Raw genomic sequence first — 16,971 nt, 5'->3', positions numbered from 1 at the left:
CCGTCTGCGAACCGACATTCGCCCGCACAAACGGAAGCCAGAGGTCGTCCTACACGTGCACGGAGCTTTCCGCGGCGGGGCGCAGCACGCCGTCGTGGAGTTCGAGCACCCGGTCGGCCCGCAGCACGATCGACGGGTCGTGCGTCGACAGCAGCACGGCGACCCCGTCCTCGTGGGCGATCGAGGCGATGAGATCGATCATCGCCGCCGCCGTGTGCGAGTCCAGCTGACCTGTCGGCTCATCGGCGAGCACGATGCGCGGCGAGCCGGCGAGCGCACGGGCGATGCCGACGCGCTGCTGCTGGCCACCGGAGAGCTCCCCCGGCCGCTGCTTCGCGTGGTCGGCGAGCCCGACGCGCTCGAGCAGCCGCGACACGCGCGCCGACCGCTCGGCCGGGTCGGTGCCGCGGATGCGCATCGGAAGCTCCACGTTCTCCTCCGCCGACAGCGCGCCGATGAGGCCGAAGGACTGGAAGATGTAGCCGATATCGTCGCGGCGAACGGCGTCGACGTCGCGCTCCGGCGCCTCCGTCACGACGACGTCCCCCACCCGCACACGTCCGGTCGTCGGGGGCTGGATGCCGCCGAGCACGTGGAGCAGGGTGGTCTTGCCGGCGCCCGACGGGCCGCTCAGCACGACCAGCTCTCCCGGATGCAGCTCGAGCGAGGCATCCGACAGCGCGTGAACGTCACCCGCAGGCGTGCGGTGCACCACGGACAGACCGGATGCCTCGAGCACGGGTTCACTCATGGTCGGGCTCCCCTTCCTCGGCGCCGAGACGACGACTGCGGCGCGTCTCGCCGGGCGCCGCGGCGGGTTCTGCCCCCGCCGGCGCGCCCGGGTCCCGCTCTGGAGCGTCGGCGGACGCGGGCGGCGCCTGACGGCCGTCACCGGGCCACACGCCCACATGGTCGGCGTTCAGCTTCAACCTCACGCGCTCACGCAGCGAGAGCTGGTGCATGTACTCCGTGGGCAGCTGCAGGCGGCCGACCTTGTCGAGGACGACGAACTCCTCGGCCATGTCGTGCTCGCGGCCCTCGTCGTCGGTGTGCGTCCACCGCAGCACCTCGGTGGAGGTGCGCCCGTCGCGGATCTGCACCGTGCGCTGCACGTGCTCCGAGACCGCGGGGTCGTGCGTCACGATAAGCGCGGTCGTGCCCAGCTCGCGATTGACGGTCTCGAAGGTCGCCAGCACCTCGGCGGACGCGTGCTCGTCGAGATCTCCGGTCGGCTCGTCGGCGAGCAGCACGCGCGGATCGTTCGCGAGGGCGACGGCGATGGCCACGCGCTGCTGCTGACCGCCCGACAGCTCGGCAGGACGCCGGTCCGCGACGTCCGCGACACCCGCGAGGTCCAGAAGCTCCCCGGCGCGCGCCGTGTTGCGGCGATCACCGCCGATCGCGCGCGCGAGCTGGACGTTCTCGCGGGCCGAGAGGTACGGGAGCAGGTTGCGCGCGGTCTGCTGCCACACGAAGCCGACCACCTCGCGGCGGTAGGTCACCCGGTCGCGTGCGGACAGCGACGGAAGGTCGCGGCCGGCGACACGGGCGGAGCCTGCGGTGGGGGCGTCGAGGGCCGACAGGATCGACAGCAGGGTCGACTTCCCGGAGCCGGACGCGCCGACGAGTGCGACGAGCTCGCCCTGGTCGATCACCAGGTCCAGGCCCTGCAGGGCCTGCACCTCGATATCGGCCACAGCGAAGATCCGCACGAGCCCTTCGCAGACGATGTCGGGTTCGGTCATCAGTCCTCCTCTGTCCGGAGTACGGTCGCCATGGACGTCGTGCGCGCGCTGACCACTCCGCCGACGACGGCGAGGGCCAGCGCCACGACCACCACGGCGATGAGCGTCCCGCTGAGCACGGGGTCGACGGCGACGCTCGGCTGACCGCCGCCGCCGGTGAACGGGCGGAGATCGATCGAGGTCACCACGAGAAGAGGGAGCACGGCGCCGAGCACCACTCCGCCGACGATAGCGGTGATGCCCAGCGGCACGAACTCCCAGGCGACGACGCCGCGTGCCCTGCCGCGGTCGAGGCCCATGCTCCGCAGGAGTGCGAGCACACGGGAGCGCGCGTCGCGGGACACCCCGGCCACGAGGAGCAGCGCGACGACCGAGAGCCCGACGGCGATGCCGAGGGCGGCGAGGAGGACGAAGCGCAGCGCCGAGACCGCCGGCGACGCCTGGATCTCGGCGGTGGACTCCGACAGGATGCGCACCGAGTGGGCGCTGCCGACGATGTCGCCGAGCTGATCGGCGACGGCCGCGGCATCCGCTCCGTCCGCCACGTCGACGAAGACGGTGCGCGGGAAGAAGCCGAAGCCGGTGATCGCGGCATAGTCGGCCGCGTCCATGAGCAGGAACTTCTCGGATCCCTGCACGCCGAGGACGCGTTCAAGGGTGCCGACGACCTCGACCGGATCGTTCACGACGGTCGTCTGCCCCTCGCCGAGGCTCTCGGCGAGGACGGTCGACTCGACGACCTGCACGGGATTCGACTCCGGCGCGATGAGCCCCGGAGGCAGAGCGCCGACCATGCCGCGCTGCACCTCGGCGAGACGCTCCACCTCGCTCACGATGACCTGCACGCTGTCGCGCCCGCCGGGTCCGGCGACGGTGACGTAGTCGCCGCGGAGCAGCCCGACCGCGTCGTCCACGCCGCCGACGTCGCGCATCCGGTCGATCATCTCCGCGTCGAAATACGGGCCGGACAGGCGGATGTCGCCGCCGACGTCGCGCTGCGCGGCAACGACCGCGCCGCGATCGACGGTCGCCAGGACGAGCGAGGAGAAGACCGCGATCGCGACGGCGACGAGCATCGCGAGAACGGCCGTCGTGCCCGCGGCCGAGTCGCGGAGGTTGCGTGCGGCGCCGACGAGGCCGACCACGCCTCGCCCGCGCCGCGCGACGCGCAGCGCGGCGGCGATCGGGATCGGATGAAGGCGCACGACGATGAGGGCGACGGCGACCGTCGCGAGAAGGGGTGCCGCGACCACGAGCGGGTCGATGCCGTCGGTCGCGGGTCCGATGCCGCGCACGAAGAGCTGCACCACCGCGACCACGGCGAGCAGGATCACGACGGCTTCGACGATCCGCACGGTCTTGCTGCGCACCGGCGCGTCGAGATCGGCGCGCGCTCGCTCCAGCAGGGACGGCCGCAGCGTGAAGGCGAGCGCGAGGCCGGGCACGACACCCACGGCGACGGCGAGGATCGTCGGGACCAGACCGGCGTCGTGGGGCGTGACCGCGACGGCGACGGCCGCGGCCACGGCTGCGGCGGGGATGCCGAGGATCAGCCCCTCCCCGAGCAGCAGGCGTCGCAGGCGCGCGAGCGGCGCACCGCGTGCCGACATGAGCGACAGGTCGGCGCGCCGGCGTCGGATCATCAGCGCCGCGGCGAGCACCACGAGGGCCACGCTCACCGCGAGCGGGCCGACGGCCGCGACGGCGAGGATCGCGCTCGCCGAATTCGCCCGCGCGAGGGCGGTCGAGAGCACCGTGACGATCTCGCTCTCGAAGCGCACGCGCAGCTGCCCTGTCTCGTCGACGGGCACGCTCGTCGAGGTCGCCGCGCGGAGGGCCGCGAGGAGGGCGACGGGCTCCTCGCCGAGCGCCCCGCCGCCATCGACCGGGTACCACAGGGTCATCTCGGGATCGTCGAACTCCCCGAGGGCGACGCGCGTGAGGGGATCCACCCAGGCGACCGACGTCGCCTGGGGGCGCCGGTTGCCGTCGTCGAACACCGTCGCCGTGAGCGAGGTGGGAAGGTGCGTCCACCGGTCGTCCTCGGGGTCGACCGCTTCGACCGTGCCGACGAGCTCGAGCACGGGCGACCCCTCCGCCCACCCGCCCGTGGTGGGCGCACCGGGATCGGCCGGCATGCCGCGCAGCTGGCCGACGGGCCACTGCATGGTCTCGGCGGCGGCCGCGCTGAGCACGACGGGCAGCGGCCCTTCGCCATCCCACGGCTGGACCCACTCCCCTTCGACGAGCTGCACATGCTGCTGCGCCGTCGGGTCCGCGAGCAGCTGCACGAGGCTGTACGGGGCGTCGGCGGGAAGACTCTCGGGGACGACCAGCGTCGGCTGCCCGTAGGCGGCGAACTGGGCGTCGCCCACCAGCGGCTCGAGCGCGGGCTCGAGATCGTCGCGATTGTCGGCGAGGAGCTGGCCCAGCGCGCCGAACACCTCTCCGGCACCTTCGTCCCAGTCCTCGGCGACAGACGGATCCGAGGCCGCGCCGAATCCGGGCAGGCCGATCAGGCTCGCCGAGAGGTCGCGCGAGATCGCCGGCATGTCGGCGATCTGGTGCGACACCTCGGCACGCACGACGCCGACGAGCGCACGCGGCGCGGCGGCGATCACGAACGCCGCGAAGGCGACGAGGGCGACGATGACGATGGCCGCGCTGCGCGGGGTCGCGAAACGGCGGCGCGTGAGCGCGAAGAGGCCGGGAGTCCTGGTCACTCGTCCTCCCTGAGGAGCGGGGCGAGCTGCGGTGGAGTTCGAACGCTCGCGACGATCAGGCAGAAGACGGCGACGGCCACGGCGATCGCGAGAGCGAGGGCACCGGGCTGAATCCGCAGGTCGATCGGGTAAGCCTCGGGAACGCTGCCGTACGCGGCGCGCACGAGCGGCGCCACGACGAGCCACGCCGTCACCGCGCCGGCGGCGATACCTCCGACGACGCCCATCGCGACGGCGAACAGGTCCTCCTGAGCGCGCAGCCGCGAGGCACGGCGCCGGCCCAGACCCATCACCGCGAGCAGCGCGAGCTCTCGAGAGTCGGCGCGCGAGCGGGTCCGACGCAGAACGAGAACGACGAGGGCGAGCACGACCGCTCCGACGGCGGCGAGGACGAAGGCGGATGCCGTGCCCGCCGCGTTCTCGGCGGACCGCGGATCCGCGACGATCGTCACCGTCTGCGGGTACTCTGCCGCGACGGCGGCCGCGACCGCCCCCGGGTCGTCGGTCGACATCCACACCTGCGTCGGGACGATCTCGAACGGACTCGCCATCGACAGCGTTCCGAGGTCGACGAGCATCCCCTGTCCTGTCGAGGTGCCCGGAAGCACCGGCACGACGTCGACGATCTCGAACTCGGCCTCGATGTCGGGCTTGATCAGCTCGAGGGCGATCGTGTCGCCGACCTCGAGACTCATCGACGCCGCGAGCTCGGTCGTGATGACGGCGGGCACGGCGGCCGGCACGAGAGGGGCGACAGCACGCGTGAACGGCTCCCCCGTCGCCGCCTCGGGGGTGAAGGCGAGTCCGGACTCCGTCGCCTCGACCGCACCCGGGGTGCCGGCGGCGGGCCGGAAGCCGGACAGGTCGACGGGCGTGCCGCCGCTCACGACGTCGGTGATCTCGCCTCCGCCGGGCACATACCCCAGCGGGTGGTAGCCGACCGCGAGGGCGGCGAGCGACCAGTCATCGTCTGCGGGCAGGTCGAAGGTCACCGTCTCGACCGGGTCGACCTCCACAGCCGGGAACGAGTTCCCGTTGTCGTCCTCGCTCTCGCGGACGTCGGCGTTCGTGAACTCGAAAGTCTCCACGGCACCGGATGCCGCGATGACGGTCACCCGCACCTGCAGACCCGGCGATCCCTGCTCGAACAGCTCGCCGTCGATCTCCATCGGCGGCGCGGCCGGGGCCAGCAGGGTGAGCGTGAGCTCGTCGCCCGCGAGCACGGCGTCGGATGGGGGAAGCGCGAGAGCCTCGCGCATCGCCGAAGGGTCGATCGTGCCGTCGGCATCGAGCATGACCTCGGGCAGCTGCGCGGCCTCCACTGCGAGGATCGGGATGCGCACGTCCGCTCCCTGCGCGCTCAGCGGTCGCGCGAGCATCGCCGCGTCGGGCGAGGCGGATGCCGCGACATCCGCCGCCGCGATGTCCTCGGGGATCGTGCCGACCTTGACATCGGCGCCGACGCGGAGCGCCTCGGGGGCGTCGCCCAGCGCCGTGAGGCTCGACTGGTAGGCGCCGGCGACGGTGATCGTGCCGATCGCGAAGGCGACCACGGTGATCGGCAGGGCGTGGCGGCCGGGGCGGCGCGAGGCGAGTCGCAGCGGGGTCACGGGGGTCACGCGGCGCGAGCGCGAGAAGGCGGCGGCGATCGCGCGCGCGATGGGGGTGGCGAGTGCGACGGCGACGATCGCGGCGAGCGCCAGGGCGAGCGCCGGAGCCAGCGCGACGAGCGGGTCGAGGGCGGCGGCGCCGTCGCCGCGTTCGACGATCGGCGTGCCCGCCTGGACGAACTGCCAGACAGCCAGCCCGGTGATGACCGCGAGCAGCACGATGGCACCGACGTCGGCGACCGCGCGGGCGCGCGCCGATCCGCGGTCGGACCCGCGGGCGGTCGCGACCACCACGACGACTCCGGCCACCGCGGCGATGCCGAGGGCGGCGACGCCGGCGATGAGGATGCCGGACGCCGCTGTCGTCCCGACGGCGAGCGCGATCGCGCCGGCCGTGGCGCCGACCGCGGCGCCGACGAGCGCGACGGCGACGGCCTCGACGGCGGCGAGCCCCACCACGTCCCGGCGACGCGCGCCGCGGGCGCGCAGCAGTCTGCTCTCGGCTTCGCGCGCACGGACGGGTTCGAGCGCGACCGCTCCGACGACCACGGCGGTGAGCAGTCCGAGAAGACCGAGAGCGACCGTCGTCGGTCCGCGTCGCGTCTCGATGCCGTCCCGCACTCCTGCGAGCGTGTCGCTCAGTCCGCCCGACTCCTGGGGGCGGTCGCCCGTCGCCTCCTCGACGGCGTCGCGCAGCCCGGCGAGTCCGTCGGTGAGCGTCAGCGCCTGTTCTGCGGTGATCGCATCGAGATTCGGCTCCAGGACGACCGCGCCGTCCTCGATGTCGATGGTCAGCGCACCGCCGGCGCCCATTCCCGCCAGCGCGGACGCGGCGGCGTCGGCCACGGCATCCGGTGACGACGACCCGTCGATCGTCAGCACGATCTGCGCGCGGTCACCCGTGACAGCGGCCAGGGCTCCGCGCGCCTCGCGCGTCTCGACGGCGGTCACGAGGCCCGCGACCCCGACCACGAGCAGTGCTGCCAGCGCCGAGACGATCGCCAGCGTCACGAGCGGCGCGGTCGCGGCGCGCGCCCGGGCCAGGGCGAAGCGGAGTCCTCCGATCACGCGGCCACCCTTTGCACTCTGGCACTCTAACTCAGGCGTTCCGGTACTCCGTCGCAGGTGTGGACTTCCCGTCTCATGAGCACTCCCTCATCCGGCGTTCTTCCTCTCGTCACCTCTCCCGCCTAGCGTGGAGAGCGTCGAACCGCGCGGATCGATCGCAGCTCGACACCATCCCCCTGGCGCCGTCCACGAGACGGCTTCCCGTTCGAAGGAGAACCGTGTCCCCCAGGTTCCGCGGCGCGATCGTCGCCGTCACCACCGCCGGCCTCGTGTGCGCCGGCGCTCTCACCGTCATCCCGGCCGCTGCAGCGCCGGCCGCTCCCCCGGACGCCGCGACGCAGACCGAGCCACTGCGCGTCGCCACGTACAACCTCTCCCTCAACCGCAACGCGGCCGGTCAGCTCGTGACCGACCTGTCGACGGGCGCGAATGCGCAGGCGCGCACGGTCGCCGAGGTCATTCAGCGCGCGAACCCGGATGTCGTGCTCCTCAACGAGTTCGACTACGTCGAAGGGGGCCTCGCCGTCGACCTCTTCCGCGACAACTACCTCGAGGTCTCGCAGAACGGCGCGGCGCCGGTGGAGTACCCCTACGCATTCGTCGCCCCCTCGAACACCGGCGTTCCGAGCGGCTTCGACCTCAACAACAACGGTGTGGTGTCCGGCGGCGACGACGCGTTCGGGTTCGGCCTGTTCGAGGGCCAGTACGGAATGGTCGTGCTGTCGAAGCATCCGATCGTCACCGAGGACGTGCGCACTTTTCAGCGCTTCCTGTGGAAGGACATGCCCGGCGCCCTCCTCCCCGACGACCCCGCAACCGCGGCACCGGCCGACTGGTACTCGCCCGACGAGCTCGACGTGTTCCGGCTGTCGAGCAAGTCGCACTGGGACGTGCCGGTCGAGGTCGGCGGCCACACCGTGCACGTGCTCGCCTCGCACCCGACGCCGCCCACGTTCGACGGCGTGGAGGATCGCAACGGTCTCCGAAATCACGACGAGATCCGGTTCTGGGCCGATTACGTCACCCCGGGCAAGTCGCGCTACATCTACGACGATGAAGGCGGTCGCGGAGGGCTGAGCCCGTCATCGTCGTTCGTGATCCTGGGCGACCAGAACGCCGACCCGCTCGACGGCGACTCGGTCGACGCGGCGATCGGCCAGCTCCTCGATCACCGGTGGATCGTCGACCCGAAGCCCATCTCGGCGGGAGCCGTCGAGGCGGCGGCGCTGCAGGGCGGAGCGAACGAGACGCACCGCGGGGACCCGGCGTACGACACGGCCGATTTCGCGGACGGCGCTCCCGGCAACCTGCGAGCGGACTACGTGCTGCCCTCCCGCGATCTGCGCCCCGTCGACGCCGGCGTGTTCTGGCCGGTCCAGGCCGACCCGCTGTCGGTGCTCACCGGCGTCTTCCCGTTCCCGAGCAGCGACCACCGGCTGGTATGGGTCGACGTGAAGGTGCCGCGCGGCGGTCGTTGAGCCCGTCGCGGGGCGGCCAGCGCCACCTGCGGCGCGGCGAAGTCAGAGTGCGGCGACGTCGCCGAGGAACAGTTCGTACTCCTCCGGTTCGTCACGCGCCGTGATGACGCGCAGCACGACCTCGTCGACCCCGCGCCGGTAGGCCGCGACTCGTTCTGCCGCGCCGTCGGGACCGACGGTGGTGTCGTCCGCCGAGATGCCTAACCGCGCGAAGTTCGCCGCGTACGCCGGGTAGCCCGCATACCGACGCGTCTCGTCGGCGAGCTTCGCGACGGCCGCCGGGTCGGTCGCGGCCCGCACGTAGAGCGCGACGTGCGTCTCGGGCCTGATCGCCCGCGCCTCGTCCGCCTGCGTGGCGGCGGCGTCGGGTGTGAGCCAGCTGAGCAGCAGTCCGTCGGATGCTTCGGCCCCGACCGTGCGCATCTTCGGGCCGAGCGCGCCCACCACGACGCGGGCGGAGGTCCCCTCCCGGAGGGCAGCGGCGGCATCCGTCACGCGTGCCAGCGCTCCGGCGGATCCCGCGCCGGATCCGATGCCGAGCACGAGGCGGTCCGGCGCAAGCCCGAGGGCGTCCACGCGCGCGAGGATCTCGTCGGGGGCACGGCGATCGACCGGCAGCACTCCGGTCGCGAGGACGAGCCGCTCCGTGACCCGCCCAGCGGCGGCGAGGACGTCGAGGGCATCGTGGCCCGGCACGTCGTTGACCCAGAGAGCATGGAAGCCCGCGGCCTCGATGGCGGGCGCGATTCGCTCGGCGAGTTCGGCGCCGATCGCCGCCGCGACGCCGATCGACAGTGCGGCGGTCACGCCCGCGCGACCAGACGCGACACTTCGGCGGCGGAGGCGTAGAACTCCGCGAGGTCGACACGCGACGCCGGAAGAAGCACGGCATCGTCGACGCCGGCCTCGAAGTACGCGCCGAGGGCGGCCGCGACCGCCGCCGGGTCGCCCCACACGGCGCGCTCGTGCGGATCGGGCTTGTCGCCCACGTCCGCGATCGCGCGCTCCTCGGCATCGGGTCCGAACGCCGCCACGACGTACGACACGACGTCGTGCGCACCCGCACGGCCTGCCTCGGCGCGCGCGCCGCGAACCGCCTCGACCGCCGCCCGCACCTCGGCGGGAGTGTGACCGCTGTCGAGGACGGTGCCATCGGCCACCTCGCCGCTCAGGCGCAGCGTCTTGGGCCCCTCGGCGGCGGCGTAGACGAGCGGCGCCGTGGCCGGCGGTGCGTCCAGACGCACCGCGTCGAGGGAGACGTAGCGCCCTGCGGCGTCGACCTGGTCGCCGGCCAGAAGCGCGCGCAGCGCGGGCACGTACTCGCGCATCAGGGTGAGAGGCGACGCGACCCGCGCGCCGACCTGCCCCATCCATGGCAGCACGCCATGGCCGACGCCCGGAAGCAGGCGGCCGGGGAACAGCCGCTCCACCGTCGCGATCTCCATCGCCGTCGCCGCGACGTTGCGCAGCGGCATCGGCGAGATCCCGATGCCGATGCGCAGCCGCTCGGTCCACGCGAGAGCGGCGGCCGCGGCGGCGAACGCCGAGGTGCGGAAGCAGTCCTCCCAGATCCACAGCTCGGGGAGCCCCTCGCGCTCGGCGACGAGCACCGCGTCGCGGAACTCGTCCGGCGTATGGGTGTACGGATTGAAGATCGCGCCGCTGCGTGCCATGCCCCCACTCTGGCAGGGGTCCCCGACGTCCGCCCACCACGGCTGCGGCGGTGCCCCGGCATCCGCCCGCCCGTCCGTGTTATCGCTTCGCGCTTCGGGCTCGGCGGCACCCGGCATCCGACCGCCCGACCGCCCGGCCCCGGATTCCAAAAGGTCAACCGGGGTTCCACAGGAGAGTTCGGACCGGATCGGTCCTGCGCAACCGCAATTGTCCTGTTCAAGCCGGGGGTGAGCCACTGCCCCGGAACCCGCGCGGCGCTCCTGAGGTGCCTGGGTCACAGCATCCGCCGCCCGAGTGCTTCCACAGGTCAACCTGGGTTCCACAGGAGAATTCGCACCGGATCGGTCCTGCAGAAGCCCGGTTGTCCTGCAGGAGCCCGGTTGTCCTGTTGAAGCGGGCGCGGGCGGATGCCGAGGCGAGCGGATGCCGGAGGCGAGCGGATGTCGGGCGCGAGCGGACGCCGGGCGCGGCTCCCTGGCGGGCGCCCCCGACTCCGCCCAGAGATCGGGCGGGGTCGGGGCCGGGCCTCAGGCGGCGACGGTCAAGGCAACGCCGGCGCGCACGGTCAGGCCGTCGGGCGCGGCATCCACCGTCACCGTCCCGCCGTCGACGAGAGCGCCCGTCACGAACAGGTCTGCCACGCGGTCGTCCACCTCGCGCTGGATCAGCCGGCGCAGCGGCCGGGCGCCGTACTCCGGCTCGTAGCCGTTGTCGGCGAGCCAGTCGATCGCTGCGTCCGTCACGACGAGGGCGACCTCGCGCTTGGCCAGGCGCGCCTCGGACGCGCCGAGCAGCAGGCCGACGATCTGCCGCAGCTGGGGCTTGTCGAGCTTGCGGAACAGCACGATCTCGTCGATGCGGTTGAGGAACTCGGGGCGCATCGCCTCACGGAGCTTGGCGAACACGCGGTCGCGCAGGTCCTTCTCGGAGCCGTAGCCGGTCGGGCCACCGCCATCGGCGAGGAAGCCGATCGCTCCGCCCCGCGAGGCGAGGAACTCCGAGCCGAGGTTCGACGTCATGACGACCACGGTGTTGCGGAAGTCCACGGTGCGTCCCTGCCCGTCGGTGAGCCGGCCGTCGTCGAGCACCTGCAGCAGCAGGTTGAACACGTCGGGGTGCGCTTTCTCGATCTCGTCGAACAGCACGATCGAGTAGGGGTTGCGACGCACGCGCTCGGTGAGCTGACCCGCCTCCTCGTAGCCGACGTATCCGGGAGGCGCTCCCACGAGGCGCGACACGGTGTGACGCTCTCCGAATTCGCTCATGTCGAACCGGATCACGCTTCCTTCGCCACCGCCCTGTCCTGAGCCCGAAGGGAACAGCGAGGCGGCGAGCGCCTTGGCGAGCTCGGTCTTGCCGACACCGGTGGGCCCGAGGAACAGGAACGAGCCCACGGGACGACGCGCGTCGCCCATGCCGGTGCGGTTGCGTCGCACGGCCTTCGCAACCGCGGCCACGGCGTCGTCCTGACCGATCACCCGGTCGTGCAGCTCATCGTCCAGCTGTGCGAGGCGCTCGCGCTCGGGCTCGGTGAGGCGGTTCACCGGGATGCCCGTCGCCCGGCTGATCACGGCGGCGATCTCGGGCTCGCCGACGACCGCTTCTCCGCGCGCCGCGGCGCCCGACGCCGTCACGTCGTCGAGGCGCGCCTGCACGGCGGAGAGCTGGTCGCGCAGGCGCGACGCCTCCTCGTAGTGCTCGGCCGTCACGGCGGCGTTCTTGTCGGCCTCGAGCGTCGCGAGCTGCTCGACGAGCCCGGTCACGTCGACCTTGGCACCCAGCCGCAGGCGCAGCCGCGCCCCGGCCTGGTCGATGAGGTCGATCGCCTTGTCCGGCAGCACGCGCTCGGACAGGTAGCGGTCGCTGAGCTCCACCGCGGCGCGGATCGCCTCGTCGGTGTAGACGATGCCGTGGTGCTCCTCGTACGCGGGCTTGAGCCCGTGCAGGATCAGCACGGCGTCCTCGATGCCCGGTTCGCCCACGCGCACCGGCTGGAACCGGCGCTCCAGTGCGGGGTCCTTCTCGATCGCTCGGTACTCCTTGAGCGTCGTGGCGCCGACGAGGTGCAGGTCGCCGCGCGCGAGGCGCGGCTTGAGGATGTTGCCGGCGTCCATTCCGCCGTCTCCGGCGCCGCCGGCACCCACCACGGTGTGCACCTCGTCGAGGAAGATGACGAGCTCGTCCTTGCGGGCGGAGATCTCGTCCATCGTCTTGGTGAGGCGCTCCTCGAAGTCGCCGCGGTACCGGGTGCCTGCGAGCATCGCGGGCAGGTCGAGCGAGATGACGCGCTTGCCGAGCAGCTGTTCGGGGACCGCTCCGTCGACGATCGCCTGAGCCAGCCCCTCCACGATCGCGGTCTTGCCGACGCCCGCCTCGCCGACCAGCACCGGGTTGTTCTTGGTGCGGCGGCTGAGGATCTCGATCGTCTGCTCGATCTCGTCCGCGCGGCCGATGACGGGGTCGAGGTCGCCGTCTGCGGCGCGTGCCGTCAGGTCGGTGCCGTACGTGTCGAGCATGGGGGTGTCGGATGCCGCGGCATCCGTCCCCTCCTCCGTGTCGGTCGCCCTGCTCGGCGTGACCGTCTCGCGAAGGCCTTGGGTGAGGGCTTCGGCCGTCACACCGGCGCGGGCCAGCACCTGGCCGGCGGGGGTGTCCTGTGCGAGCACGAGCGCGAAGAACAGGTGCTCGGGGTCGACGTAGGTCGAGCCCGACGAACGTGCGACCTGGAACGCGTGGAACAGGGCGCGCTGCACCGACGACGTGATGACCGCGCCATCCACGTCGGCGGGGGCGGATGCTGCGGGCAGGCGCTCCTCAGCGGCGCGCAGGATCGCGCGGGGGTCGGCGCCGATGTGCTCGACCGCGTCGCGCGCGGGCGGCTCCTCGACGAGCACGCGCAGCACGTGCAGGGCGTCGAGCTCGCGCTGGCCGCGCTCGAGGGCGAACCGGCCGGCGCGCTGCAGCAGCTCCTGGGTGCGTGCGCCGAGGAAGCGGCTGAGGTCGATCGACCGCTGCGCGCGCGTGCGCTCGCCCGCCAGGTACCTCGCGAGGAACTCGTCGAACGAGCGCTCGCTGTCGTCGGCACCGGTGGAGGGGGTGAAGTCTTCGGGCATTCCGTCTGTCTCCTGGGATCGGGAAACGACTGCACGGATTCGTAACTTGAGCGCAGTCGTATCAAGTTCAACGAGCAGGATCGCGGTGTATTCCCGCGCACGCCACCCCCGTCTGACGCCGTCACGGCCACCCCGTGTCCGGGACGGGGCGTACCGTGGCTGCGAACCGGGCGACCGCCCGAGGAACTGGAGACAGCAGCATGGACTGGAAGATCGAGCTCATCTTCGTGCCGGTGACGGATGTCGACCGCGCCAAGGACTTCTACGTGAAGATCGGGTTCCACGCCGATCACGATCAGGTCCCGTTCGAGGGGCTGAGGTTCGTGCAGCTCACCCCTCCCGGCTCGGCCTGCTCGATCGCGATCGGCGAGGGACTGGGCATCGACCTCGAGCCCGGGCGGCAGAACACCATCCAGGTCGTCGTGCCCGACGCCGACGAGGCCCTCGCCCACCTGCGCGGGCTGGGCGTCGAGGCCGACGGAGTCGATGAGCAGGGATGGGGCCGGTTCGTCTCGTTCGCCGACCCCGACGGCAACCGGTGGACTCTGCAGGAGCTGCCCGCCCGCTCCTGACACGCCGACGTGAAGCGCGCGGATTCCGGACGAATCCGCGCGCCCGGGGCGGGTAGCCTCAGGGGATTCGACCAAGGAGCACCCATGAGCGCCGACCCGACGCCCGGCGCCGTGACGCAGCCGGCGCCACCGGAGATCTCGCCGGACGCAGCCGCGGCGATCGCGCGCGAGCACTGGGGAATCGTCGCCACGGCGCGCACCCTCGGCAGCCACCAGGACCGCAACTTCCTGCTCGAATCCGATGACGGGCCTCGACTTCTTCTGAAGGTCGCCAATCCCAGCGTGTCCGCGGCCGAGCTCGAGGCGCAGTCGGCGGCGGCGGCGCTGCTGTCGGAGCGCGCGGGATGCCGCGCACCGCGTGCGCGCGCGTTCCCCGACGGCACGACAGCGCTGCGCCTCGAGATCGACGGGGTCGTGATGCACGCGCGCGTGCTGGAGTTCCTCGAGGGCGCCACGCTCTCCGGTCACCTCTCGCGCCCGGTGGTCGAGGAGATGGGGAGCCTCGCCGCCCGCACCGCGCTCGCGCTGTCCGATCTCGATGCCCCCGAGGCCGAGCGCGTGCACCAGTGGGACCTGCGCCACGCCCGCGCGGTCCTCGACGAACTGCTGCCCTTCGTGGCCGACCCTGCTCTCCGCGAACGGCTGGCGGATGTCGCGGCATCCGCGTGGTCCGCCGTCGAGGAGGTCGCCGCGGAGCTGCCGGTGCAGTTCATCCACGGCGACCTGACCGACGACAACGTCGTGACGGGCGACCCCGTCACCCGCATCCCCGACGGCGTCATCGACCTCGGAGATCTCAACCGCACCTGGACCGTGGGCGAGCTCGCGATCACCGTGTCGTCGCTGCTGCACCACGACGGCGTCGATCTGGCGCACGCGCTGCGCGCCGTCACGGCCTACGACCGCGTACGCCCGCTCACCGACGCCGAAGCCGCAGTGCTGTGGCCGCTCCTCGTCGTGCGCGCGGCCACGCTCGTCGCGAGCGCCCACCACGTCCTCGAGACCGACCCCGGCAACGACTACGCGGCCGGCAACCTCGACCACGAGCTCGCGATCCTCGACGCGGCCACGGCCGTGCCGCTCGAAGTGGCCAGGGCGCTGGTCGCTGTTGCGACCGGGCGCGCAGCCGACCCGCTTCCCCTCCCGCCCGGTCAGCCGCTGCTCCCCTGGCTTGCCGGCGAGGACGTCGCCGTCGCCGACTTCTCACCCACCAGCCCGGTCCTGCACGAGGGGCGGTGGCTCGAGGATTCCGTCGAAGCGGACGTGATGAGCGGATGCCTCGGCTCAGCCCGCGTCGCCGTCGCCCGCTTCGGCGAGGCGAGGCTCACCCGCTCGCGGCTCCACGACCCCGAGGAGCCGTGCAACGTCGCTCTCGGGGTCGAGCTGCGCGTCGATGGCCCTCAGCCGGTCGCTGCGCCCTGGGCGGGCACCGTCGCCACCACCCCGCACGGCGTCCTCCTGCGCAGCGGCGAGATCGACCTGGTCCTGGGCGGCGTCCGCAGCGCTCTTCGAGACGGGAGCGTCGTCGACGCGGGCGAGCTCGTCGGCGAGGTCGAGGGCACGCTCTGGGTGCAGGTCCTGAAGGCCGGGGTTCAGGCGCCGCGCTTCGTGCCGCGGAGCCTCGCCGCGGCCTGGCGCGCGGTCGTCGCGGATGCGGGCGAGCTCGTGCCGGGGCATCCGGACTCCCCCCAGGAGCCCCGCGCCGAACAGCTGCTCGCGCGGCGCGAGGCGGTGTACGCCGACGTGCAGGAGCACTACTTCCCGGAGCCGCCGGTGATGGTGCGCGGGTGGCGCGAGCACCTCGTCGACGCGGACGGCCGCGTGTACCTCGACACCCTCAACAATGTGACCTCGATCGGGCACGCCCACCCTCGGCTGGTGGCCGCCGTCGCCGAGCAGTGGAGCCTGCTCAACACCAACTCGCGGTTCCACTACGCCTCGGTCGTGGAGTTCTCGGAGCGCCTGGCGGAGCTCGTGCCCGACCCGCTCGACACGGTGTTCCTCGTGAACAGCGGCTCGGAGGCCGTCGACCTCGCGCTGCGCCTCGGACAGGCGTGGTCGGGGCGCACGGATGTGCTCTCGGTGGAGGAGGCGTATCACGGGTGGACCTACCTGAGCGACGCCGTCTCGACGTCGGTCGCCGACAATCCCGCCGCCCTCGAGACCCGGCCGGCATGGGTGCACACAGTGCCCGCGCCCCATCCGCTGCGTGGCAGGCACCGAGACGAGCCCGGCCGCTACGCCGCGGATGCCGTGGCCGAGATCGAGCGTCTGGCCGCTGCCGGGTCCGCGCCCGGCGCCTTCATCGCCGAGACCCTGTTCGGCAACGGCGGCGGAGTCGCCCTGCCCGAGGGATACCTCGCCGCCGTGTACGGGGCGGTGCGGGCCCACGGCGGGCTTGCGATCGCCGACGAGGTCCAGGTCGGCTACGGCCGCCTCGGGGAGTGGTTCTGGGGCTTCGAGCAGCAGGGGGTCGTGCCGGATGTCGTCGCGGTCGCCAAGGCCATGGACAACGGGCATCCGCTCGGCGCGGTCATCACGACCCGCGAGATCGCCGAGCGCTACCGGGCGGGCGGCTACTTCTTCTCGTCGGCGGGCGGGAGCCCGGTCTCCAGCGTCGTCGGACTCACGGTGCTCGACGTGATCCGCGACGAACGCCTGCAGGAGAACGCCCGCGACGTCGGCGGCTACCTCAAGGGACGGCTCGAGGAGCTCGGGGAGCGGCATCCGCTCATCGGCGTCGTGCACGGCTCGGGGTTCTACCTCGGCCCGGAGCTCGTGCGCGACCGCGTCACAGGGGAGCCCGCGACGACCGAGACCGCCCTGATCTGCGCACGGCTGCGCGACCTCGGCGTGATCGCCCAGCCGACGGGCGACCACCAGAACATCCTGAAGATCAAGCCGCCGATGTGCTTCACCCGCGCCAGCGCGGACGCTCTCGCGGACGCGCTGGACCGGGTGCTGACGACCGGCTGGTGAGAGAGGACT

The 16,971-nt window shown here is 72.7% G+C and carries 10 protein-coding genes; 3 read left to right on the top strand and 7 right to left on the bottom strand.

All coding sequences use genetic code 11. The features are described from left to right. Window positions 1-49 precede the first annotated feature (49 nt). From ASD93_RS03470 to ASD93_RS03455, 4 genes are read right to left on the bottom strand one after another with little or no spacing between them, the layout of a single operon-like run. Entirely contained in the window at window positions 50-751 is a 702-nt protein-coding gene (locus ASD93_RS03470) for an ABC transporter ATP-binding protein (RefSeq protein ID WP_056118597.1), read from the bottom strand. Continuing rightward, window positions 744-1,745, bottom strand: a complete 1,002-nt coding sequence (locus ASD93_RS03465) for an ABC transporter ATP-binding protein (protein ID WP_082569133.1) — start codon at window positions 1,743-1,745, stop codon at window positions 744-746. Before ASD93_RS03465 ends, ASD93_RS03470 begins: the two co-directional genes overlap by 8 nt. Beyond that, on the bottom strand, window positions 1,745-4,468 hold the full coding sequence (locus ASD93_RS03460) for an FtsX-like permease family protein (protein ID WP_056118593.1): 2,724 nt from the start codon (window positions 4,466-4,468) through the stop codon (window positions 1,745-1,747). Before ASD93_RS03460 ends, ASD93_RS03465 begins: the two co-directional genes overlap by 1 nt. Further along, window positions 4,465-7,146 carry an FtsX-like permease family protein gene (locus ASD93_RS03455; RefSeq protein ID WP_056118590.1) on the bottom strand — a complete coding sequence of 894 codons (2,682 nt, stop codon included), beginning with the start codon at window positions 7,144-7,146 and terminating at the stop codon, window positions 4,465-4,467. The genes ASD93_RS03460 and ASD93_RS03455 overlap by 4 nt, the downstream gene beginning before the upstream one ends. Before the next feature lie 218 nt (window positions 7,147-7,364). Between ASD93_RS03455 and ASD93_RS03450 the strand changes: the two genes are divergently transcribed. After that, window positions 7,365-8,624 carry an endonuclease/exonuclease/phosphatase family protein gene (locus ASD93_RS03450; RefSeq protein WP_056118588.1) on the top strand — a complete coding sequence of 420 codons (1,260 nt, stop codon included), beginning with the start codon at window positions 7,365-7,367 and terminating at the stop codon, window positions 8,622-8,624. Window positions 8,625-8,666: 42 nt separating this feature from the next. Here ASD93_RS03450 and ASD93_RS03445 read toward each other — a convergent pair whose 3' ends face one another. The 3 genes from ASD93_RS03445 to ASD93_RS03435 form a co-directional block, all read right to left on the bottom strand. Further along, window positions 8,667-9,431: an LLM class flavin-dependent oxidoreductase gene (locus ASD93_RS03445; RefSeq protein ID WP_056118577.1), complete on the bottom strand. Its 765-nt coding sequence runs from the start codon at window positions 9,429-9,431 to the stop codon at window positions 8,667-8,669. After that, window positions 9,428-10,297, bottom strand: coding sequence for an LLM class flavin-dependent oxidoreductase (locus ASD93_RS03440; RefSeq protein ID WP_056118574.1), 870 nt, complete (start codon window positions 10,295-10,297; stop codon window positions 9,428-9,430). Before ASD93_RS03440 ends, ASD93_RS03445 begins: the two co-directional genes overlap by 4 nt. A 528-nt stretch (window positions 10,298-10,825) precedes the next feature. Beyond that, the gene (locus ASD93_RS03435; protein WP_056118571.1) at window positions 10,826-13,411 is read right to left on the bottom strand and encodes an ATP-dependent Clp protease ATP-binding subunit; all 2,586 of its coding nucleotides are present in this window, start codon (window positions 13,409-13,411) and stop codon (window positions 10,826-10,828) included. 200 nt (window positions 13,412-13,611) lie between these two features. Here ASD93_RS03435 and ASD93_RS03430 point away from each other — a divergent pair, with 200 nt between their 5' ends. Both ASD93_RS03430 and ASD93_RS03425 read left to right on the top strand, forming a co-directional pair. After that, window positions 13,612-13,983, top strand: coding sequence for a VOC family protein (locus ASD93_RS03430; protein WP_056118568.1), 372 nt, complete (start codon window positions 13,612-13,614; stop codon window positions 13,981-13,983). 84 nt (window positions 13,984-14,067) lie between these two features. Beyond that, the gene (locus ASD93_RS03425) at window positions 14,068-16,962 is read left to right on the top strand and encodes an aminotransferase (RefSeq protein ID WP_056118565.1); all 2,895 of its coding nucleotides are present in this window, start codon (window positions 14,068-14,070) and stop codon (window positions 16,960-16,962) included. Window positions 16,963-16,971: the final 9 nt, after the last annotated feature.

The organism is Microbacterium sp. Root180 (genome assembly GCF_001428485.1).
GTDB lineage: Bacteria > Actinomycetota > Actinomycetes > Actinomycetales > Microbacteriaceae > Microbacterium.
This window is presented reverse-complemented; position numbering and strand designations above follow the sequence as displayed.

Excerpts from the sequence above, each read along its gene's own strand:
- ASD93_RS03470 (WP_056118597.1), bottom strand. The coding sequence starts at position 751 with ATGAGTGAACCCGTGCTCGAGGCATCCGGTCTGTCCGTGGTGCACCGC.
- ASD93_RS03465 (WP_082569133.1), bottom strand. The coding sequence starts at position 1,745 with ATGACCGAACCCGACATCGTCTGCGAAGGGCTCGTGCGGATCTTCGCT.
- ASD93_RS03440 (WP_056118574.1), bottom strand. The coding sequence starts at position 10,297 with ATGGCACGCAGCGGCGCGATCTTCAATCCGTACACCCATACGCCGGAC.
- ASD93_RS03435 (WP_056118571.1), bottom strand. The coding sequence starts at position 13,411 with ATGCCCGAAGACTTCACCCCCTCCACCGGTGCCGACGACAGCGAGCGC.
- ASD93_RS03430 (WP_056118568.1), top strand. The coding sequence starts at position 13,612 with ATGGACTGGAAGATCGAGCTCATCTTCGTGCCGGTGACGGATGTCGAC.
- ASD93_RS03425 (WP_056118565.1), top strand. The coding sequence starts at position 14,068 with ATGAGCGCCGACCCGACGCCCGGCGCCGTGACGCAGCCGGCGCCACCG.